Source organism: Pandoraea sp. NE5, from assembly GCF_024363545.1.
GTDB classification, from domain to species: Bacteria; Pseudomonadota; Gammaproteobacteria; order Burkholderiales; family Burkholderiaceae; genus Pandoraea; species Pandoraea cepalis.
Genome location: NZ_AP025517.1, coordinates 4,455,487 through 4,477,819, shown reverse-complemented (window position 1 = coordinate 4,477,819; position 22,333 = coordinate 4,455,487). Strand labels below are relative to the sequence as shown.

Annotated in this window: 17 protein-coding genes; 10 read left to right on the top strand and 7 right to left on the bottom strand. The window is 63.7% G+C overall.

What is annotated here, in order from left to right; genetic code table 11:
- Positions 1 to 226 precede the first annotated feature (226 nt).
- The 7 genes from scpB to truB all read left to right on the top strand — a co-directional run bounded on the left by scpB (position 227) and on the right by truB (position 10,463).
- Entirely contained in the window at positions 227 to 1,447 is a 1,221-nt protein-coding gene (scpB, locus tag PanNE5_RS20230) for an SMC-Scp complex subunit ScpB (RefSeq protein ID WP_017231384.1), read from the top strand.
- Between the two features lie 153 nt (positions 1,448 to 1,600).
- Entirely contained in the window at positions 1,601 to 3,421 is a 1,821-nt protein-coding gene (locus PanNE5_RS20225) for a pseudouridine synthase (RefSeq protein WP_410007548.1), read from the top strand.
- A 460-nt stretch (positions 3,422 to 3,881) separates the two neighbouring features.
- On the top strand, positions 3,882 to 4,340 hold the full coding sequence (gene rimP / locus PanNE5_RS20220; RefSeq protein WP_017231557.1) for a ribosome maturation factor RimP: 459 nt from the start codon (positions 3,882 to 3,884) through the stop codon (positions 4,338 to 4,340).
- The gene (nusA, locus tag PanNE5_RS20215; protein ID WP_017231556.1) at positions 4,337 to 5,812 is read left to right on the top strand and encodes a transcription termination factor NusA; all 1,476 of its coding nucleotides are present in this window, start codon (positions 4,337 to 4,339) and stop codon (positions 5,810 to 5,812) included. Before rimP ends, nusA begins: the two co-directional genes overlap by 4 nt.
- An 80-nt stretch (positions 5,813 to 5,892) precedes the next feature.
- Positions 5,893 to 8,841: a translation initiation factor IF-2 gene (infB, locus tag PanNE5_RS20210; protein ID WP_150563587.1), complete on the top strand. Its 2,949-nt coding sequence runs from the start codon at positions 5,893 to 5,895 to the stop codon at positions 8,839 to 8,841.
- An 83-nt stretch (positions 8,842 to 8,924) separates the two neighbouring features.
- A complete protein-coding gene (rbfA, locus tag PanNE5_RS20205; RefSeq protein ID WP_261938712.1) occupies positions 8,925 to 9,359 on the top strand; it encodes a 30S ribosome-binding factor RbfA in 435 nt (144 codons plus the stop codon).
- A 117-nt stretch (positions 9,360 to 9,476) separates the two neighbouring features.
- A complete protein-coding gene (gene truB, locus PanNE5_RS20200) occupies positions 9,477 to 10,463 on the top strand; it encodes a tRNA pseudouridine(55) synthase TruB (RefSeq protein ID WP_261938711.1) in 987 nt (328 codons plus the stop codon).
- Between the two features lie 141 nt (positions 10,464 to 10,604).
- On the opposite strand, the gene PanNE5_RS20195 is transcribed toward truB, so the two are convergent.
- The 5 genes from PanNE5_RS20195 to PanNE5_RS20175 form a co-directional block, all read right to left on the bottom strand.
- Complete coding sequence (locus PanNE5_RS20195; protein ID WP_130025735.1) at positions 10,605 to 11,099, bottom strand: acyl-CoA thioesterase; 495 nt, start codon at positions 11,097 to 11,099, stop codon at positions 10,605 to 10,607.
- 244 nt (positions 11,100 to 11,343) lie between these two features.
- The gene (locus tag PanNE5_RS20190; protein ID WP_026131667.1) at positions 11,344 to 12,894 is read right to left on the bottom strand and encodes a DHA2 family efflux MFS transporter permease subunit; all 1,551 of its coding nucleotides are present in this window, start codon (positions 12,892 to 12,894) and stop codon (positions 11,344 to 11,346) included.
- 37 nt (positions 12,895 to 12,931) lie between these two features.
- On the bottom strand, positions 12,932 to 14,167 hold the full coding sequence (locus tag PanNE5_RS20185) for an HlyD family efflux transporter periplasmic adaptor subunit (protein WP_130025737.1): 1,236 nt from the start codon (positions 14,165 to 14,167) through the stop codon (positions 12,932 to 12,934).
- A 73-nt stretch (positions 14,168 to 14,240) separates the two neighbouring features.
- Complete coding sequence (locus PanNE5_RS20180; protein WP_017232306.1) at positions 14,241 to 15,758, bottom strand: efflux transporter outer membrane subunit; 1,518 nt, start codon at positions 15,756 to 15,758, stop codon at positions 14,241 to 14,243.
- A gap of 117 nt (positions 15,759 to 15,875) precedes the next feature.
- Complete coding sequence (locus PanNE5_RS20175) at positions 15,876 to 16,385, bottom strand: MarR family winged helix-turn-helix transcriptional regulator (RefSeq protein WP_261938710.1); 510 nt, start codon at positions 16,383 to 16,385, stop codon at positions 15,876 to 15,878.
- 294 nt (positions 16,386 to 16,679) lie between these two features.
- On the opposite strand from PanNE5_RS20175, the gene typA reads away from it, so the two are divergent.
- On the top strand, positions 16,680 to 18,500 hold the full coding sequence (gene typA / locus PanNE5_RS20170) for a translational GTPase TypA (protein ID WP_017232304.1): 1,821 nt from the start codon (positions 16,680 to 16,682) through the stop codon (positions 18,498 to 18,500).
- Between the two features lie 136 nt (positions 18,501 to 18,636).
- Positions 18,637 to 19,749, top strand: coding sequence for an enoyl-CoA hydratase/isomerase family protein (locus PanNE5_RS20165; protein WP_261938709.1), 1,113 nt, complete (start codon positions 18,637 to 18,639; stop codon positions 19,747 to 19,749).
- A gap of 38 nt (positions 19,750 to 19,787) precedes the next feature.
- Here the strand turns inward: PanNE5_RS20165 and PanNE5_RS20160 are convergent, their stop codons facing one another.
- Positions 19,788 to 20,198 (bottom strand): hypothetical protein, encoded by a 411-nt coding sequence (locus tag PanNE5_RS20160; protein WP_150563581.1) that lies wholly within the window; start codon positions 20,196 to 20,198, stop codon positions 19,788 to 19,790.
- A gap of 174 nt (positions 20,199 to 20,372) precedes the next feature.
- Entirely contained in the window at positions 20,373 to 21,026 is a 654-nt protein-coding gene (lexA, locus tag PanNE5_RS20155; RefSeq protein ID WP_017232301.1) for a transcriptional repressor LexA, read from the bottom strand.
- 257 nt (positions 21,027 to 21,283) lie between these two features.
- Between lexA and PanNE5_RS20150 the strand changes: the two genes are divergently transcribed.
- Entirely contained in the window at positions 21,284 to 22,315 is a 1,032-nt protein-coding gene (locus PanNE5_RS20150; RefSeq protein ID WP_261938708.1) for a sulfate ABC transporter substrate-binding protein, read from the top strand.
- The last annotated feature ends 18 nt before the right edge of the window (positions 22,316 to 22,333 follow it).

Genomic DNA, 22,333 nt, shown 5'->3' with positions numbered 1-22,333 from the left:
GTTTCAGTAATAATTGCGCACATACCGGACGTCCGTCTCGCCGCACAATCGGCCTGGGCGTTTTCCCGGCAGGTCGTTTCGAAGCATTCAGGTCGCGCCGCCGTCACTACGACCGAACACAATCGGGCGCGCGCTTATGCGAAGCGGTTACGACCGTTTCTCGTGTTCCAAGCATCCATTTATTCCTGATACCGGGTCGCCAAGCCCCCGGTCTGCTTAGTCGCACATGAATACCCAAGAGGCGAAACTCGTCCTCGAGACCGCGTTGATTTGCGCGCAGGAGCCGCTCAAGGTCGGCGATCTGCGCAAGCTTTTCAATGACGCCGTGTCTGGCGACACGGTGCGCGCGCTGCTCGAGGAAATCCGCGTGCAATGGGATGGCCGAGGTGTGGAATTGGTGGCGTTGGCCACCGGCTGGCGTTTCCAGAGCCGTCCGCGCATGCGTGAATACCTTGATCGCCTGAATCCAGAGAAGCCGCCGAAGTATTCGCGAGCGGTGATGGAGACGCTGGCGATCATCGCGTACCGTCAACCGGTCACGCGCGGCGATATCGAGGAGATTCGCGGCGTGACGGTCAACACACAGATCATCAAGCAACTCGAGGATCGAGGCTGGATCGAGGTGATCGGGCATCGAGATGTGCCGGGACGCCCGGGTCTGTACGCCACGACCAAGGACTTTCTCGACGATCTGGGGCTGCGGGCGCTCGATGCGTTGCCGCCGCTCGAAGATCCGGCCGCACAGGCGCAGATCGACTTGCTCGCGCAGCAGAACATCGAATTCGGCGAACGTGCCGAGGCCGACGCGGGGGATGACGCGATGTCCGATGACGTGCCTGTCGCCGATGCGCAAGCGCTGGCACGTCTGGCGCAAGCGCGTGCCGATGACCTGCCGCTTGCACAAGGGCTGCCCGAAGATCAGCGCCCGCCGCCGGGCGAGGGCGACGGGCCGACGGAAGACGCGTTGCTCGACGCCGTGATGGCGGAAGGCGAAGGCGACGATGGGGTGACAGTCCCGGTCGAGGCGCCGGCGGAGATTGAGCCGGTAGACGCTGAACGGGCATCGCTCGCGGAACTCGCGGGCGCGGCGCACGTCAGTGAGCAGGTCGACGCGGTGCATGACGATGCGACGCAAGCGAAGTCTGGCGACGGCGAGGCAGATCAAGGGCCGGTGTCCTCCAGTGCCGCAATGTCGGTGGAGGTCGCGCAGGACAAGGAATTTTCCGAAGAATCGGAGTCTGCGGTGTCGGTCGGCGACGATCCGCCGCAAGATGCGCAGGATGTAGCGACGTCGGCGGCAGATCCCGCGGCGTCGGTAACACAAGAGGTTTCCCCGCACGCTGCCGACTCGGCAGCGAACGAACCCGCCACCGGGCAGCCCCTGTCCGGTGAGGGAGATGACGACGAGAGCGACGGGGACGACAAGAGTCTCGTCACGGGCACCTGAGGCGTCGGCGCATCGCGTCGCGCGCACCAGCAGGGCCGTTAGCGATAAGAACGAAGTCGCGGCAAGCATTTGCCGCGCATTCATGGTGCGAACACGGATCGGGGCAGCCATTTACGCCTGCCCGCGACGATCCCGTTTTCCAATGAGGTTGTGTTGAAACAAATCGAAGAATCCCAGGACCTGCACGCACGCGATGCTGGTGCCGAAGCCCGTGCGCCGGAAGGCGAGGGCGGCGACGAAAAAGCATCGCGCCGCGGCTTGCGCCGTGGTCCGCGCAGTCTGATTGCCCGCCGTCGGGCGGCTCAGCAATCCAAGCGTGAAGGCGAGGACGGCGGCGCAGGTGAATCTGCCGCGTCGGACGCCCCACGCGGGGAACCGCACGGCGATGCGCCGCAAGCTCAAGCATTGGGCGCCGACGGTGCACCGTCGGCCGCTCAGGCGCGAGGCCGCAATGCCGCACCCCGTAAGCCGCGTAGCGGCAAGCGTGACGGTGCCGCACAGTCCTCGCCGCCGGCGCAGTCGGCGCAAGGCGATGGCAGCGCAGCCAGCGGTCATGGTGCGACGCCGACAGGCAGGGCGCCGCAGGGTGCCAAGGGCCGTGGCCGCAAGGAGTCGACGGGCGGTGCCCGGGGCGGCGCAGGCGTCGGTGGCGGCAAGGGCGGCAAGGGTGGCAAGGCGCCTAAGGGCGGTGACGACGATCTGTTCGCGTTCGTGACGTCGGGTGGCTTCGATAGCGACGAGTCCGAAGGCGATGCCAAGGCGGCTGCCAAGCGCGGCCGCCGCCCGGCCGACCGTCGTGTCCTGTCGCCGGACGATGAGGCGCCCAAGCTGCACAAAGTGCTGGCCGAGGCCGGCATGGGATCGCGTCGCGAGATGGAAGAGCTGATTCTCGCCGGACGCGTGTCGGTCAACGCCGAGCCCGCGCACATCGGTCAGCGCATTCTGCCGACCGATCAGGTCCGCATCAACGGCAAGCTCGTCAAGCGTCGCATCACGAGCAAACCGCCGCGCGTGCTGCTCTATCACAAGCCGTCGGGCGAGATCGTCAGCCATTCCGATCCGGAAGGCCGTGCGTCGGTATTCGACCGCTTGCCGCCGATGAAGACGGCCAAGTGGCTCGCCGTTGGGCGCCTGGACTTCAACACGGAAGGCTTGCTGATCCTCACGACGTCGGGCGATCTGGCGAACCGATTCATGCATCCGCGTTATGGCATCGAGCGTGAATATGCCGTGCGTACCGTGGGGCAATTGAGCGAGGCGTCGCGTCAGCAGCTGCTGCGCGGCATCGAGCTGGACGACGGCAAAGCCAATTTCCTGCGGTTGCAGGACGGCGGTGGCGAAGGGTCGAATCACTGGTATCACGTCGCGTTGACCGAAGGCCGCAACCGCGAAGTGCGTCGCATGTTCGATGCGGCGGGCCTGATGGTGAGTCGTCTGATCCGTACGCGTTACGGCCCGCTGACGCTGCCACGCGGTCTCAAGCGCGGCCGTTACGAAGAGCTGGACGAGGCGCAGGTGCGCTCCCTGTTCGCGACGGTCGGCATGAAGATGCCGGGCACCGGCTCGGACGACAAGGGCAGTGTGGGTGGTCGTGGCGGCAAAGCCGGCGCGCCGAAAGAGCCGCGCCGTCAACCGGACCCGATGCAGACGGCCTTGGGCGTGTTCAGCCGCGAGCCGGGCCAGTCGCGTCGTCCCCGGCCCAATCCGCTGACGGCCTTCGTTGGCCCGAGCGGCGGCTACCCGGGGCAAACGCCTTCGCCGCGAGGCGAGGGACGACGTTTCGGCGGTGGGAATTCGTCGGCGGGCGGCGGTGGTTTTGGCGGTCAGTCGCGCGGCGGTAACGGTGGCGGCAACGGTAACGTCAATGGTAATCGCAGTCGTGGCGGCAACCGTGCGGGTGGAAGTGGCGGCGGCAATACAGGTGGTGGCAATCAAGGCAACCGTGGCAATCGCGGCGGCAACCGTTCACGTTGATTTCGTTGGAACGCCCCCAGGGCGGACGACGGCAGGCAGGGGCGCCAGTGTGTTGCCCCTGGCCTGGCGTCCGAAATAACGGGGACATTCGTTCGTTGGGTCCATCCTGCATGCGGCAACGCGGCAAGGGCGCCTGTCCGACGGGTTTTGGGGGTGCCAAGCGTTGCAAATCGGCCCAAAATCATATAAAATCAATGAATAAGCTGGTCCGCGTGCAGCAACTCCTGTTGCGGCACGCACCTCATGCGCAATGAGGCTGTAAGAAATGGGCGTTTCGCCCATTTTTTTTTGCCGCGAGCGTTTTGCGCGCGGCCGATGCCGCCGCGTTCGGGAGTGGGTGTGCCGACACGGGTACGCCGGCCCGGACGATCGAGGGCCGGTATCGTGCGGCGCCCCATGCGGGGCGCGCAGACCTGTCGGGCGCCGCTAATGCGCGCGAGTTTTTCTAGGGTGAGCAAAGTTGCAATTGCCAGAACTGATCGAGACCACGGTCGAAGGCCTGGGTTACGAGCTGGTCGATATTGAACGCGCCGGCGGCGGTTTGCTGCGCGTGTACATCGACAAGCCGGAAGGCATCGCGATCGATGACTGCGAGACGGTGAGCCGTCAGCTCTCGCATGTCCTGATGGTCGAGAACGTCAATTACGACCGACTCGAAGTGTCGTCACCGGGGCTGGATCGTCCGCTGCGCAAGCTGCGTGACTTCGAGCGTTTTGCCGGTGCGGAAGTGAGTCTTACGTTGCGTGTGCCGCTGGAAGGTCGCAAGCAGTTTCGCGGCATCCTGCAGGCGCCGCAAGGTGAGAACTTGAGCCTGGAGTTCGAAGGCAAGGGCGGCCCGGCGCTGCTCGACTTCACCCTCGCGGATATTGACCGTGCGCGCCTAGTGCCGCAGATTGATTTTAGGAGTCGCAAACGATGAGTCGCGAAGTATTGCTGTTGGTCGATGCGCTCGCGCGCGAAAAGAACGTCGACAAGGACGTCGTGTTCGCCGCGCTTGAAGCAGCATTGGCCTCGGCCACCAAGAAGCGCTATGCCGAGGACGTCGACATTCGCGTACATATCGACCGCGAGTCGGGGGAGCACGAGAGCTTCCGTCGCTGGGTCGTGGTGCCGGACGAGGCGGGCCTGCAAGAGCCGGACAAGCAGGTTCTGGAGTTCGAAGCCAAGGAAGACGACCCGTCCATCGAGATCGGCGAGTTCGTGGAAGAACCCGTGGAGTCGGTCGAATTCGGTCGTATCGGTGCGCAGGCGGCCAAGCAGGTGATTCTGCAGCGCATCCGCGATGCCGAGCGCGAACAGATCCTCACGGACTTCCTGGATCGCGGCGAGAAGATCATGACCGGTGCGGTCAAGCGTCTCGACAAGGGCAACCTGGTCGTCGAGTCGGGGCGTGTCGAAGCGCTGCTGCGTCGCGATCAACTGATCCCGAAGGAAAATCTGCGTATCGGCGACCGTGTCCGCGCGTACATCGCGAAGGTCGACCGCACGGCGCGCGGCCCGCAGATCGAGCTCTCGCGCACGGCGCCGGAATTCCTGATCGAACTGTTCGGCATGGAAGTGCCGGAAATCGAGCAAGGTCTGCTGGAGATCAAGTCGGCCGCTCGCGATCCGGGTGTGCGCGCCAAGATCGCCGTGGTGGCGTATGACAAGCGTATCGATCCGATCGGCACCTGCGTGGGCATTCGCGGCACGCGCGTGCAGGCGGTGCGTAACGAGCTTGGCGGCGAGAACGTCGACATCGTGCTGTGGTCGGAAGACCCCGCGCAATTCGTGATCGGCGCGCTTGCGCCGGCGTCGGTGCAGTCGATCGTCGTGGACGAAGAAAAGCACAGCATGGACGTCGTCGTCGACGAGAACGAACTGGCGGTGGCGATCGGTCGCAGCGGTCAGAACGTGCGACTCGCATCGGATCTGACCGGTTGGCAGATCAACATCATGACGCCGGACGAGTCGGCCGAGAAGCAGAACGAGGAGCGTGGCACGTTGCGCTCGCTGTTCATGCAGCGTCTCGATGTGGACGAAGAAATGGCGGACATTCTGATCGAGGAAGGTTTCTCGAGCCTGGAAGAGATCGCCTACGTGCCTTTGAACGAAATGCTCGAGATCGAAGCGTTCGACGAGGACACGGTGCATGAACTGCGCAATCGTGCGCGCGACGCCCTGCTGACACAGGCGATTGCCACCGAGGAGAAAGTCGAGGGCGTTGCGCTCGATCTCAAGAGCCTCGACGGTATGTCGCCTGAGTTGCTGGCCCAACTGGCCGAGCACGAAATTCAGACGCGCGATGATCTGGCCGAGCTGGCCGTCGACGAACTGACCGAGATGACCGGCGTCGACGAGGAAGCCGCGAAAGCCCTGATCATGAAAGCGCGAGAGCACTGGTTCCAATGATGACCTGCCCTGGCATGTATATGGAACAGTGAACTTTGAAGTTAACCGCAAGGCGCCTGGCCTTGCTTGAAGAGGTTTGAATGGCGAGCATCAACGTAGCCCAATTTGCTGCAGAACTCAAAATGCCGGCCGGCGTGTTGCTGGAGCAACTCAAAGCCGCCGGCGTGGAAAAACTCAGCGCCGACGATTCCCTGACGGAAGCCGACAAGGCCCGTCTGCTGGAGCACCTGCGCCGTTCGCACGGCGCCGGCGACGGCGACAAAAAGAAGATTACTCTGACGCGTCGCCAGACCTCGGAAATCAAGCAAGCCGACGCGACCGGTAAGGCGCGCACGATTCAGGTGGAAGTGCGCAAGAAGCGCACCTTCGTCAAGCGTGACGACGTCGCGGAAGGCGCGGAGAGCGCGGCGGCTGCCGCCGAAGACGAAGCCCTGCGCCAGCGTGAAGAAGACGCGCGTCGCGAAGCGGAGCGTCTGGCGGCGGAAGCGGCTGAGCTCAAGCTGCGCCAGGAACAACTGGAGCGCGAGGAAGCCGAGCGTCGCGAGCGCGAAGAGAAGGAAGCCGCCGAGCGCCGTGCGCGCGAGGAAGCGGAGCGCGCCGCGGCGGCCAAGGCGGCCGACGAACAGAAGGCGAAGGCCGAAGCGAAGGCGGAGGCCCAGGTCGACGTCGAAGCCGAGAAGGTGTCCAAGGCCGACGCCGAAAAGGCCGAGCAAGCCGAGAAGGCGGCAGCGGCCAAGGCCGAAGCCGAACGCGAGCAGGCCCGCAAGGCCAGCGAGGAAGCGCGCGCGGCCGCCGAGAAGGCGAGCGCGGCGGCCGACAAGGCTCGTGCCGAAGAGGAAGCGATTCGCAAGCGCCGTGCGGCGGCAGAAGCCGAAGCGCGTGCCATTCGCGAAATGCTGAACGCGCCGCGTCGCGTGCTCAAGGCGCCGGAGCCGGCACCTGCCGCGCCGGCGGCTGCAGCCAAGCCGGAAGCGAAGGGTACCCTGCACAAGCCGGCCAAGCCGGAAGGTGCCGCGTCGGCCAAGCCGGCGGACAAGAAGCCGGCGGCAGCCGCCCCGGCCTCGACGACCGCGGGTGCCGCCGACAAGAAGGACAAGAAGCCGGGCGCCTGGCAGAAGGATGCCGATAACCGCAACAAGCGCGGCGGCATGAAGACGCGCGGCGACACGAGCGGTGGTTCGGATGGTTGGCGTGGCGGTGGCCGTGGCGGCCGTCGTGGCGACCGTCATTCGCAGGATGATCGTTCGTCGTTCCAGGCCCCGACCGAGCCGGTCGTGCGTGATGTTCACGTACCGGAAACGATCAGCGTGGGCGATCTGGCGCACCGGATGTCGGTGAAGGCCTCGGAAGTCATCAAGCTGATGATGAAGATGGGCCAGATGGTGACCATCAACCAGGTGCTCGATCAGGAAACGGCCATGATCGTGGTGGAGGAGCTTGGCCACCGCGCGATCGCCGCAAAGCTGGACGATCCGGAAACGCTGCTGGCGCTGGGCAACGATGCGACGGAAGGCGAAGCGCTGCCGCGTCCGCCGGTGGTGACGGTGATGGGTCACGTCGACCACGGCAAGACCTCGCTGCTGGACTATATCCGTCGCGCCAAGGTGGCGGCGGGTGAAGCCGGCGGTATTACGCAGCACATTGGTGCGTATCACGTCGATACGCCGCGCGGTACGGTGACGTTCCTCGACACGCCGGGTCACGAAGCCTTTACGGCCATGCGGGCTCGCGGTGCGCAGGCCACGGACATCGTGATTCTCGTGGTCGCGGCGGACGATGGTGTGATGCCGCAGACGAAGGAAGCCATTGCGCACGCCAAGGCCGCCGGTGTGCCGATCGTGGTGGCGATCAACAAGATCGACAAGCCGGATGCGAACCTGGACCGCGTGAAGCAGGAACTCGTGGCCGAGGGCGTGGTGCCGGAAGAATACGGCGGCGAATCGCCGTTCGTGCCGGTGTCGGCGAAGACGGGTGCGGGCATCGACGATCTGCTCGAGAACGTGCTGTTGCAGGCCGAAGTGCTGGAGCTGAAGGCGCCGGCGGAAGCCGCGGCCAAGGGTATCGTGATCGAAGCGAAGCTGGACAAGGGTAAGGGTCCGGTAGCGACGATTCTGGTGCAGTCGGGCACGCTGCGTCGCGGCGACATGGTGCTGGCCGGTCAGGCCTACGGCCGTGTGCGTGCGATGCTGGACGAAACCGGCAAGAACGCGAAGGAAGCGGGTCCGTCGATCCCGGTGGAAATTCAGGGTCTGTCGGAAGTGCCGGGCGCGGGTGAAGAAGTGCTCGTGGTCCAGGACGAACGCAAGGCGCGTGAAATCGCGCTGTTCCGTCAGGGCAAGTTCCGCGACGTGAAGTTGGCCAAGCAGCAGGCCGCGAAGCTCGAGAACATTTTCGAGCAGATGGCCGAAGGCGAAGTCAAGTCGCTGCCGCTCATCATCAAGGCCGACGTGCAGGGTTCGCAGGAAGCGTTGGCGCAGTCGCTCAACAAGCTCTCGACGCCGGAAGTGCGTGTGCAGATCGTGCACGCTGCCGTGGGTGGCATCAGCGAAAGCGACGTCAACCTGGCGACGGCGTCGAAGGCAGTCATCATCGGCTTCAACACGCGCGCCGATGCGCTGGCACGCAAGCTGGCCGAGTCGAACGGTATCGATATTCGCTACTACAACATCATCTATGATGCTGTGGATGAAGTGAAGGCGGCGATGTCGGGCATGCTGTCGCCGGAAAAGAAGGAAGAGATCACCGGTACGGTCGAAGTGCGTCAGACGTTCCGTGTGCCGAAGATCGGTACGGTGGCCGGCTGTATGGTCCTGGACGGCTTCGTCAAGCGTTCGTCGCATGTGCGTGTGTTGCGCGACAACGTTGTCATCTTCACGGGCGAGCTGGATTCGCTCAAGCGCTTCAAGGATGACGTGAAGGAAGTCAAGTCCGGCTTCGAGTGCGGTCTGTCGGTGAAGAACTTCAACGACATCACGGAAGGCGACCAACTGGAAGCGTTCGAAATCACGGAAGTTGCGCGCTCGCTGTAACGCGATTTGCACAATGAATGTGGAATGGCCCACCAGGCCGGGAAACCGGTGGCGTGGGCCATTGCATTACTAGCGAGTATGTTATGGCAAAGAAACGTGGCGTTCCGGGTCGAAACCTTCGCATCAACGATCAGATCCAGCGCGATCTGTCGGAGTTGATACAGCGCGAAGTGAAGGACCCGCGTATTGGTCTGGTGACGCTGCAAAGCGTGGAAGTGACACCCGACTATGCGCATGCAAAGGTATTTTTCACGACGCTGACCGGTGAGCCGAAGGCGACCGGCGAGGCGCTCAACGAGGCAGCGGGCTACCTGCGCAATCTGCTGTTCAAGCGGCTGCACATCCACACGGTGCCGACGTTGCATTTCCACTTCGACCAGTCGATCGAACGTGCGATCGAAATGTCGCGACTGATCGATACGGCTAACGCGACGCGAGCGAGAGACGAAGCGAACGACGGCGTCGTCGAAGACGACGCGCACAGCGACAAGGAAGACGACGGCAAGTCCGTCGATTGACGATGCCCCCTGCCGGGCTGCCCGATGGGCCGGCCCGGCGGTATGGCACGACCTTTGCACTTGCGATGAGTGCCAGGGGTTGTATCCCACAAGACTCTCTCAAGCACTCTGCGCATCATGACGGACCCGCGTTCGCAGGCACCCCGCCAAAAACTTCCCCGTTTCGCGCTCGATGGCGTGTTGCTCCTGGACAAGCCGCTGGGCCTGTCGTCCAACGACGCGCTGATCCGGGCCAAGCGATTGTTACAGGCGTTGAAGGCGGGGCATACCGGCACGCTCGATCCGTTGGCGACCGGTCTGTTGCCGCTTTGTTTCGGCGAGGCGACGAAGTTCTCGCAGGACTTGCTCGAAGCCGACAAGACCTATGAAGCGCTGGTGCGTCTGGGCGAGACCACGACCACCGGCGACGCCGAGGGCGAGGTGTTGCAAACGCGCCCTGTGACGGTGGACGAAGCGGCGATTCGCGCGGTGCTGCCACGCTTCACGGGCCCGATCTCGCAGGTGCCGCCGATGTATTCGGCACTCAAGCGAGACGGCAAGCCGTTGTACGAATATGCGCGCGCGGGGCAGACCCTCGAGCGCGAAGCGCGTGCGGTCACGATTCACGCGTTGGAGATGACAGCGTGCGCGTTGCCGGCCGTCGCCGAGTTCTCGTTTCGCGTGACTTGTAGCAAAGGCACCTACGTGCGGACGTTGGCCGAAGATATCGGTGAGGCGCTGGGCTGCGGCGCGCATTTGCGCGCGCTGCGCCGCACGGCCGTCGGTCCGCTCACGCTTGACGGCGCCGTGACGCTGGGAGATTTGGGGGCGCTCGATCACGCGCAACGTGTGCAGAGGCTGGCACCGGTCGATGCGTTGCTCGAGACGCTGCCGACGATCTGGCTCGACGAAACGCTCGCCAGGCGCTTCAGCCACGGACAACGTCTGCGTCTGGACGAGGCGCGCTGTCCTCAGGCGCTGCGCGCGTGCGCCGGGGCGTCCGAGGCGATCGAGGTGAAGGTGTATGCCGAAGCCGATGGCGACGCCGCCGTGCGGTTGCTCGGCGTTGCGCGACTCGATGGCGAGGCGCTGCTCACACCGCAACGGCTGTTGAAGACCCAGTAAGCGACGTCATCGCAGCAAGCGCAGTCGGCGCCGTTCAGTCGCGGCCAGCCGATGTTGCGATGAGGCGCATGCTCGCGCGCCTCGTCGGTTCCCGAGGGGCGCCCCTCGCGCCATTCAGCGGTCGGGCGACCGCCGTCGACATCAGTGGGCGACGTTCTCCGGCTTGAGTTCCACGATGGCGTCGAGCGCTGCCTTGACGTCCATCGCGTACTTGGCCAACGCTTTCTGCTCGTCCGTTTTCGGTTCGAACGACGGAATGCCGACCGGGTGATTGCTCTCATCGACGGCGACGAACACCATCAGGCAATCGGTCGTCTGACGCAGCTCGCCCCACTTGGGGTCGCCTGCGTGCACCGAGACATGGATGTGCATGCTGGTGCGCCCGGTGGCCACGATACGCGCACGCAGTTCCACCAGATTGCCCACCAGAATCGGACGGCGGAAGCGGATGTTGCCGACACTGACCGTCACGCAATAGCGACCCGACCAGGTGGCTGCGCAGGCATAGGCCACTTCGTCGATCCATTTCATCAGCGAGCCCCCATGCACCTTGCCGCCGAAATTGACGGCGGCCGGCTCGGCCAGAAAGCGGAAAGTGACTTCTGAGCGTTCGTTCGGGTTCTGCGGGGTCGTCATGATGTTGGTTTTGGCTGGGGGACGTGACATTCCCGAGCGTCGTGCGGTATTCCGGTATCGCGTCGGGCAGTGCGCCATCATACTTCGATTGCGTGGTCGTTGCCGACGCGCGTCGCGAATCAACCTCACTGTTATGTGTTGCGCGCATCGTCGGCGTGGCCAAAAAAAACCCCGCTAACGTCAGCGGGGTTCGAGAGGTGTCCGGCTGCACAGGGCAGGGCCAGACACTGGGGAAGACTTCGCTTCAATGCGCGCCGGCCGCAGCGTCGGCACCGCCGCCCCCCTTCATCGGCCGCGTGATCCATACCATCGAGATCATCAGCACGAACAGCAGCGCCGAGATCCAGAAAATATCGTTCGCGCCGAGCATCGCCGATTGCTGCGTGACCAGCCGGTCGATGTAACCGTTGGCCTGGGGTGTGCTCATGCCGAGTTGATTCAGGGTCTGCACGGACGCGTTGTACGTCGGGTTGTAGGGCGTCAAATGCTCCGTCAACTGCGCATGGTGCAGCGTGATCCGGTTCTCCCACATGGTCGTCGCAATCGATGTGCCCACCGCACCGCACGTGATCCGCACGAAGTTGGACAGCCCCGCCGCCGCCGGAATGCGACTCGGCGGCAACCCTGACAGGATGATCGCAGTGAGCGGGATGAAGAACATCGACATCGGCACGCCCTGCAGGAACGTCGGAATCATCAGCGTGCGCGTATCGACGAGCGTATTGAAGTGCGAACGCATGAGGAACACCAGCGCGAACAGCAGGAACGAGACGGTCACGACCCAACGGGCATCGAGCTTGGGCAGCGTTTTACCGATCACTGGCGAGAGCAGGATGGCGAACAGGCCCACCGGTGCCAGCACCAGGCCGGCCTCCGTCGCGGTATAGCCGAGATGGATCTGCAGCCACTGCGGCAGAATCACCAGGTTCCCGAAGAACAGGCCGTAACCCACCGAGATCGCCACCACGCCACCCGTAAAGTTGATCCGCTTGAAGAGTGTCAGATCGACCACCGGATGTTCCTCGGTAATTTCCCAGATGACGAAGAAACAGAACGACACCAACGCCACCAGCGCCAGCACGACAATCGTCGACGAATTGAACCAGTCGAGTTCCTTGCCTTTGTCCAGCATCACTTGCAGCGACCCGACCCACAACACGAGCAAGGCCAGCCCGACGGTATCGATCGGCTTGCGTTGCGTGGGCGTTTCACGCTTGGCATAGATCAGCCAAGTGGCGTAAGCGGCGCCAATGCCGACCGGGATGTTGATATAGAAGATCCAGGGCCAATGGTAGTTGTCCGAGATCCAGCCGCCGAGAATCGGGCCCATCACGGGGGCGACCAGCGTCGTCATGCCCCATAGCGCGAGCGCCATCGAACTCTTCGCGCTCGGATAGCTGGAGAGCAGCAGCGATTGCGAGAGCGGGATCATCGGACCGGCCACCGCACCTTGCAACACACGGGCCGCCAGCAGGAATTCGAGCGTGGGCGCCATGCCGCACAGCCACGATGCCAGCACGAACAGCAGGATCGACGAAATGAACAGCCGCACCGCGCCGAAGCGCTCGGTCAGCCAGCCTGTGAGTGGCACCGAGATGGCGTTGGCCACGGCGAACGACGTAATCACCCACGTCCCCTGACTCGACGAGACGCCAAGGTCGCCGGAGATGGCGGGAATCGATACGTTGGCAATCGAGGTGTCGAGCACGTTCATGAACGTGGCGAGCGACAACGCGATGGTGCCGAATACCAACTGGCTCCCCGTCAGGGGGCCAGGAGCGTTTTGAGTTGCCATGAGATGTCAAAGGGGGTGGGGGCCACCCCCCTCCGCTTTACAGGGGGCGTGCGCGAGCCGGCTGGTTGCGCGTGTCGCTGGCGCCGTTTGCGCCTGAGGCAGCCGCGGCACCGGCGTTTTCGGTGATGATCTTGGCGACGATGTCGTCGGCGTCATGACCCACCTTGTCGTACACATCGGTGGCGTACACCGGCAGCGCCGGCGCTTCACCCAGTTCCTTGCCGTCCGTATTGCGCACGTCCACCTTGACCTGCATCGACAGGCCGACACGCAGCGGATGTTGCTGCAACTGCTTCGGGTCGAGTGCGATACGCACCGGCAAACGCTGCACGACCTTGATCCAGTTGCCTGTCGCGTTTTGTGCCGGCAGCAGCGAGAACGCGCTGCCCGTGCCTGCCGAGAAGCCCGCCACGGTGCCCTTGTATTCCACCGACGAGCCGTACACGTCCGCCGTGAGCGTCACCGGTTGGCCGACGCGCATATGCGCGATCTGCACTTCCTTGAAGTTGGCATCGACCCAGACTTGATTGAGCGGCACCAGCGCCATGAGCGGCGCGCCCGTCGCCACGCGCTGACCCACTTGCACGGAACGCTTGGCCACGTAGCCGTCGACCGGCGCCGGGATCGACGTGCGGGCGTAGTCGAGATACGCGGCGCGTACCTTGGCGGCGGCTTGCTGCACGTTCGGATGGGTGGTCACCGACGTCTTGTCCGTCAGCGCCCGGTTCGACACCCACTGCGCGCGGGCTTGCTCGAGTGACGCCTGTGCGGTCTTCACGGCGTCCTGGGCGTGGGCGAGTTCTTCGCGCGACACGGCACCCGTCGCAATCGCCATTTCACGGCGCTTCACGTCGGCCTGCGTCTTGGCCAATTCGGATTCGCGCATGGCCACGGTGGCGGCATAGGCGTCGTTGTTCACGAAGTACGTGCGCACCTGACGCACGGTTTGCGCCAGATTGGCCTCGGCTTGCAGCAGGGCGACGCGGGCATCGGTCGGGTCGAGCGTGACCAGCGGCTGGCCTGCCTTGACCATTTGCGTGTCGTCGACCTTCACGCCGGTCACGGTCCCCGGCACCTGCGGGGTGATTTGCACCACATTGCCCGCGACATAAGCGTCGTCGGTGTCTTCATAGAAGCGCGCATACAGCCCGTAATAGGCGCCGTAGGCGATGGCCGCGATCGCGATCACGGCCGTTAGCGTCAGCATCATGCGGCGGCGCTTGCCATTGGCCTGAGCCGGCTGGGCAGGCGTTTGTTGTTGGTTCTCGCTCATCATTCGCTCCGTACTAATCTCTTAATGTGCTTTGACGTTGTCTTGTCTGTTCTGTGTGATGTGCGGCGCCCGCTCAGTGCGTCTGCACCGCGTCGCCTTCGGCCTTGGCGGGGCGTTCCTGCCCCACGACGAGACCCGCCGCCTGGGCGTCGAAGCCACCGCCGAGCGCCTTGATCAAGCCGATCTGCTGGTCGCGGCGCGCACTTTCGATATTCACGCGCGCCTGTTCCTGCGCCAGCAGCGACGACTCGGCGGCGAGCACGGTCAACTGCGGCGTGAGACCGGCCTTGTAACGGTCGATGGCCAGGTCGTAGGCGCGTTGCGCGGCGTCTTGCGCCACACGTTGCGAGACCATTTGCTTGTCCGCCGAGCGGATCGACGACATGCGATCCGCGATGTCGCCGAGCGCCTTGTTCAGCGTCGAGTCGTAGTTCGCCACCGCGCTTTCATAGGCCGCGTACTGCCCCTTCAAGTTGGCGCGCAGGCGCCCGCCATCGAAGATCGGCAGCGAAATGACCGGACCGTACTGGATGTTCTGGCTGGTCGGATCGATCAGCTTGCCCAGTCCGAAGGTGGAAAAGCCAAAGGCGGCGTTCAGGTTCACGTCCGGATAGAAGCGAGCCTTCGCGACGTCGATCCCCTTGAGCTGCGCTTCCACGCCCCAGCGGGCCGAGACGATATCGGGGCGACGGCCGAGCAGCGTGAGCGGCAGGTTGTCGGGCAGGGCGGGTGTCGCCAGTTGCGCGAGCGTCGGACGCGCAATGGCCAGACCGCGATCCGGCCCCTTGCCGAGCAACACGCCAAGTTGATGGCGGGTGAGCAGGATCTGGCCGTCGAGTTGGGCGATTTGCGTCTGAATGTCGGCGGTGTTGCTCTCGGCCTGCTTCTGCTCGACTTGCGTGTCGAGACCGGCCCGCACACGGTCTGACGTCAGTTGCCCGAGGCGTTGGCGTTGCTTGCCGATGCGATCGAGCACGTCATGCTGTGCATATTGCTGGGCGAGCTGGTTATACGAACGCGCCACGGCGGTGGCCAGCGCCAGTCGCACTTCCTGGTCTTCGGCTTCTTCGGCGCGTTCGGCCGACGTGGCTTGTGCCCGTGCCGAGCGGTTCTTGCCCCACAGGTCGAGTTCCCACGACAACGAGGCCGTCAAGTCGCCCTGCGTGAACCACGTGCCACCATAGCCCGGCGGGTAGATCGTGTTTTCGGTGAATTTCTCGCGATAGATGCTGCCCGAGGCATTGACTGCCGGAAGCAGCGCGGCCGCGGCGCCTTCGGTCTGCGCCTGCGCACCCTTCAGACGAGCGACCGCCATGGCCAGATCGGGGTTGCCGGCGAGCGCTTCGTCGATCAGCGAGACGAGTTGCGGATCGCCGAACCGCTGTGCCCAATCCGTGCCGGGCCACTGGCCGCCCTCGGCGGGCAGGCTGCGCTGGGTCTGATACTGATCGGGGGTACTGATCTGCTTGTCGCTGTGGATGCCGGCAAAATTCGCGCAACCGGCAAACCCCAGTGTCATCGCCGCCAGGCAGACGGCGGAAATGATGGAGCGGGCCCGCAGATGCGGGAGGAACGGTGAGGCCACTTTCATCGCAAAGCCTTTACGAGTGACGTTAGGCACCGACAATAATCGGAAACCGGGTGATGGCGAGTACCAGGAGTAGTGGACTCGACATGCTTTTTTGGGGGAATCTGGGGGCCGTCGTTGTCATCCGGTTTCGCCGTTGGCGATCACGCGGCGCAGCAGGCTCTTCAGGAAACCCACTTCCTCTACGGAGAACCCGCGCATCAGATGATCGGCGGCACGCACGAAGATGTCCGGCATCCGGTCGGCCATGGCGTATCCGGCTTCGGTCGCACTCAGGTTCACCGTGCGGCGATCCATCTTGCTGCGCTCGCGCACGAGCAAGCCTTGCGCTTCAAGCCGGTCGAGAAGACGCGTCACCGCACTCGCGTCGATACAGTAGTCGCGAGCCAGATCGGCCGCCGTCTTGCTCTTGCCCGTGGCCACCTTGTAAAGCATGGTCGCCTGGGTGCTCGTCAAGCCGTATTGCGACGTTTCGTTGGTCAGCTCTGCCAGGATCAACTGGCGCACGCGGGAGACAAGATACCCCAGCGAGTTGTCGATGTCGTAGGCGCAGCGCGGAGGATCGCTCTGGGGGGCATCCGGCGGCGACGTCGGCGCGGCATCGGAAGAGGAAGCGGACGGATCGATCATTTTCGTGCTGCTGCAATAGTTGACTTGTCACGATTATAGCGGTTACTTAATAAATTTCAAGGCCATGCAATAGTTGACTAGGCAAATATTTCGACCAAAATTGGAGCTAACGTTCTAAATGGATGTGTGGCGGGGGGCGAGGGGGTATGGCAGGGGAGTGGCATCTCGATGAATGCGACGCCGTCGACGTTCCCGCGCAGGGGCCGTTGCTGCATTGCAGAAAGACCATGACGTAAGACACGCGCAAGTGGTAGAATCGCGGATTCTCCAAAGGCTTTTTTCGAGCACCTCTTCATGACCCGCGCTCTCCGTAATATCGCCATCATCGCGCACGTCGACCACGGCAAAACCACGCTCGTCGACCAACTGCTGCGCCAGTCGGGCACCTTCCGCGAAAACCAGCAAGTTGCTGAACGCGTGATGGACTCGAACGACATTGAAAAAGAGCGCGGCATCACGATCCTCGCCAAAAACTGCGCCGTCGAATACGAAGGCACGCACATCAACATCGTCGACACGCCGGGACACGCGGACTTCGGCGGTGAAGTGGAGCGTGTGCTTTCGATGGTCGACAGTGTGCTGTTGCTCGTCGACGCCGTCGAAGGCCCGATGCCGCAAACGCGCTTCGTGACCCGCAAGGCCCTCGGCCTCGGTCTGAAGCCGATCGTCGTGGTCAACAAGATCGACCGTCCGGGCGCGCGTCCGGATTGGGTGATCAACCAGACGTTCGACCTGATGGACAAGCTGGGTGCCACCGACGAGCAGCTCGACTTCCCGGTCGTCTACGCGTCGGCCCTGAACGGTTTCGCGAGCCTCGACTCCGATGTGCGCGAAGGCACGATGCGCCCGCTGTTCGACGCGATTCTCGAACACGTGCCGGTCCGCGAAGCCGATGTCGACGCCCCGCTGCAACTGCAGATCAGCTCGCTCGACTACTCGACGTTCGTTGGCCGTATCGGTATTGGCCGTATTACGCGCGGTCGCATCAAGCCGGGTCAGCAAGTGGTGATGCGCTTTGGTCCGGAAGGCGAAGTCCTCAAGCGCAAGATCAATCAGGTGCTGACGTTCCGCGGTCTGGAGCGTGTGATGTCGGACGGCGCGGAAGCCGGCGACATCGTGCTGATCAACGGGATTGAAGACGTGGGTATCGGCGCAACGATTTGCGACGTCGACACGCCGGAAGCCTTGCCGCTGCTGACGGTAGACGAGCCGACGCTGACCATGAACTTCTGCGTGAACACGTCGCCGCTGGCCGGCCGTGAAGGCAAGTTCGTGACGAGCCGTCAAATTCGCGACCGTCTGCACAAGGAACTCAATCACAACGTAGCGCTGCGCGTGAAAGACACCGCCGAAGATTCCGTCTTCGAAGTGTCCGGCCGTGGCGAACTGCACCTGACGATTCTCATCGAGAACATGCGTCGCGAAGGCTACGAACTGGCCGTGTCGCGTCCGCGCGTGGTGCTCAAGGAAATCGACGGCGTGAAGCATGAGCCGTACGAAATGCTGACCATCGACCTGGAAGACGATCACCAGGGCGCGGTCATGGAAGAAATCGGCCGCCGCAAGGGCGAAATGCTGGACATGGTGTCGGACGGTCGCGGCCGTACGCGTCTTGAATACCGCATTCCGGCGCGTGGCTTGATCGGCTTCCAGGGCGACTTCCTGTCGATGACCCGCGGCACGGGCCTGATGAGCCACATTTTCGATGCTTACGCACCGCTCAAGGATGGCACGCTGGGCGAGCGTCGCAATGGCGTTCTGATCTCCCAGGACGACGGCGCTGCCGTGGCCTACGCGCTATGGAAGCTGCAAGATCGCGGCCGCATGTTCGTGTCGCCGGGTGACGCCCTGTACGAAGGCATGATCATCGGTATCCATAGCCGTGACAACGACCTCGTGGTCAACCCGATCAAGGGGAAGCAGCTCACGAACGTGCGCGCGTCGGGCACCGACGAAGCCGTGCGCCTGGTGCCGCCGATCTCGATGAGCCTCGAGTACGCCGTGGAATTCATCGACGACGACGAACTGGTCGAAGTCACGCCGCAGACGATTCGCCTGCGCAAGCGCTACCTCAAGGAACACGAGCGCAAGCGCGCATCGCGTGAAGAGAAGTAAAGCCGGCGAGGGTGTCGTGGCGTAGCGGAGAAACTTCTGCTACGCGCCGATGCCAGTCTGTTGGAAAGAAAGCCGGTGCCTCGCACCGGCTTTTTTGTTATCCCTTTCGTTGACGTCACTGAAGCCATTGCCAGACATGACCGACTTTGTGAGTACCGACATCCGCGGCCGCATCGGCTTTATCACCCTGACCCGCCCGAAGGCGCTCAATGCGCTCTCGCACGACATGATTCGTGCGATGGCCTCGGCCCTCGATGCATGGCGCGACGATCCGCGCGTGCTCGCCGTCGTCCTGCGGGGCGAGGGGGAGAAGGGTTTGTGCGCGGGCGGCGACATTCGCTATTTCCACGAGGCGGTGAGCGCGGGGCGCACCGACATCATGGATTTCTTCACGGACGAGTACACGCTGAACTACACGATCGCCACCTACCCGAAGCCCTATATCGCGCTGATGGACGGCGTGGTGATGGGCGGCGGCATGGGCATCTCGCAGGGGGCGGCGTTGCGACTGGTCACGGAAGCCACGCGCATGGCAATGCCCGAGACGGCCATCGGACTGTTTCCCGATGTGGGCGGCGGACGCTTTCTCGCGAATCTTGCCGGTCATCTTGGCGAGTACCTTGGCACGACGGGCGTGGTGTTCGGTGCCGTTGACGCATGCGAAATCGGTCTGGCCGACGCGGTGGTACCGCGTACCGAATTACCGGTGCTCTGTGAACGGCTGGCGAGCGGCGATTGGCCGGACAGTGATGCGGTACTCGACGCGGCGCGCGCGTTCGCCCGGCAAAGCGTGCCGCCTGCCGGACTGGCCCCGGGCAAGCTTGCGCCGCTGCGCGACGTGATCGACCATCACTTCGGCCTGCCGGATCTGCCGGCCATCCTGTCGTCGCTCAAGCGGGAAGCCCGCTGCGAGTTCTCCGGCTGGGCGCAGGAGACGGAAGATCTGTTGCGCGCCAAGCGCTCGCCGCTGATGGTTTGCGTCACGCTGGAACAGGTGCGCCGCGCACGCAAGCTGTCACTCGCCGACGAGTTGCGCGAGGAGTGGCTGATGATGCGCTGTGTCTTCAATCTCGACGGCCGTACCGGGGCGGAGGGCGTTGAAGGCATTCGCGCGATGGTCGTCGACAAGGATCATGTGCCGCGCTGGCAGCACGGCAGCATCGAAGCGGTCACGCCCGCCGACATCGCGCGATTCTTCGATGGCGATCGGCATGGCGCGGACCATCCACTGCGCGAACTCGGGCGATAAGTCCGTCGCGCCATGGAGGGTCGCGGTGGCCCGAGGGCTTATACCGCAGCCTGACAGAACTGATCGCCAACGGCCAGATCGAGTTTGCGGCAGATGTCGGCGATGCTGCCGACCATCACGATGTGCGACATGTCGCGATACACGCGCACCTCGTGCTCACCTTGTGTGTCGCGTTGCTGAACGTCTCGCACGCTGCGCGACGTCTTGACCGCTTTTCCGGTAGGGCACGCGCGACGCGAGGCCGACGCCATGGCAGCGGCGAGTGTACGGGGCAGGGCCGTGGAGCGCGAGCGCGCAGGCACGGTGTACGAGCGTGCGATGGCCGGGGCGGCGGCAAACGGGCCGGACAGGGCCGACAGCCCGTACACCGCAGACAGACGCGCCTGCGACGGCACGCGGACGCGCGGTTGACCAAAAGACGTACGCAGCAAACCAAAGAGTCGAGCCATGATGCGATCCTTCCTCCAATGTGGGTCTGAGGGGCGCGTCCTGCCACGACCTTCACAAATCGCGGGCGCAGCAGGGCACGGGCGCCGGACCCAGCCCGGCGCAGTCGGAAATGCGAAACTTCAGTGAGTGGGCTGCTGCGTGATCGAGACGCGGCGCAGTACCCAGGTTTGCGTCTAGAGGTCGTTGTTGCGGATCAGGCCGACCGCAATCCCTTCCAGCGCAAAGTCACCGCTGCCTTCATTGACATCGATGTTCTCGAAGTCGGGGTTTTCGGCGATCAACTCGACGCCGCCGGGTACACGGTGAAAACGTTTGACGGTCACATCGTCGCCAATGCGTGCCACGACAATCTGGCCCTCGCGCGCGTCGGCGGCTTTCTGTACCGCCAACAGATCGCCGTCGAGAATGCCCGCGTCTCGCATGGACATACCGCGCACCTTCAGCAGGTAATCGGGCTGGCGCGCGAACATGTTCGGGTCGCACTGAAAGTTGCGTTCGATATGTTCCTGCGCCAGGATCGGGCTACCTGCGGCAACGCGCCCGACGAGCGGCAGCGACAGTTGCATCAGGCCCATATGCGGCAAGGTGAACTGATGCATGCCGCCCGCTTCGTCGAGCCGCTTGAGGCGGATGCCGCGCGATTGGCCTGCGGCCAGTTCGATCACCCCTTTGCGCGCCAGCGCCCGCAGGTGCTCCTCCGCGGCGTTGGCGGAAGAGAAGCCGAGTTCGGCGGCGATCTCGGCGCGCGTCGGCGGAAAGCCGGTGCGCTCGATCGCTTGTCGGACCAGTTCGTAGACCTGCTGTTGACGAGCAGTAAGTTTGATCATGGCATCACTGTATGGAAGCACAGGTGGCTGTATTTTTGTACAGTGTTTGTAAAAACGCAAGGGAAAACTTCGTCGCCTGCAGGATGTGTCTGTCCCACGCCCGCGTCGTGGGACCCCCGCGGGATCAAACCGGCGTCGGTACGAGCGGGCTAATCCATGATTTGATATAAACAATCGTATAAATATTATTTTTAAGTATTTAGCTGTCCCCATAGACTGGCCTCCTACACACGAAAGAACACGAGGGAGCGCAAGTCATGGGTCAAGTGATACGGGGGGGAAAAGCCAGGGCGCTGGCGATCGCACTGGGAGGGCTGGCACTGACTGCCGGGCTGTCGCTTCAGGCGCGCGCCGCGAGTTTTTCCCTGCTCAACGTGTCGTATGACCCGACGCGTGAGCTATATGCCGACTACAACAAGGCATTCGAGGCGCACTACAGGCAGACCACGGGCGACACGGTGACGCTCAAGGCCTCGCATGGCGGCTCGGGCAAGCAGGCCCGTACGGTACTCGACGGCGCACCGGCCGACGTCGTGACGCTCGGCATCTCCGCCGACATCGACGAACTGGCGCAGGCCGGACTCGTGAACAAAGATTGGCAGAAGCGTCTGCCCGATAACGCCACGCCATACACGTCGACCATCGTGTTGCTCGTGCGCAAGGGCAACCCCAAACACATCAAGGACTGGAACGACCTCACCAGGCCGGGCATCAGCGTGGTCACGCCGAACCCGAAGACGTCGGCCGGCGCCCGCTGGAATTACCTCGCTGCATGGCTTTACGCGCTAAAGCAGCCAGGCGGCAACGAGCAGACCGCCCAGGCCTTTGTCGCGGCGCTCTACCGCAACGTGGGGGTACTCGATTCCGGCGCGCGAGGCGCCACCACGACCTTCGTCGAGCGCGGCGTCGGCGACGTGCTGATCGCCTGGGAAAACGAGGCGCTGCTCTCGGTGAAGGATCTCGGTCCGGACAAGTTCGACATCGTCGTGCCGTCGTCGTCGATTCTCACGGAGCCGCCGGTCGCCGTGGTCGACAAGAACGTCGACAGGCACGGAACTCGCAAAGCCGCTGAAGCCTATCTGCAATGGCTGTATTCGCCGCAAGGGCAGGAGATCGCCGCGAAGCACTTCTATCGTCCACGCTCGCCGGACATCGCCAGGAAGTATGCCTCGCAGTATCCGAAGCTCAAGCTCTACACGGTCGACGCCGATCTGGGCGGGTGGACGAAAACGCAGGCCAAGCATTTTGCCGACGGTGGCATCTTCGACCAGATCTACACGAAGAAGTGACCCCCAGGGCCCGAGAAG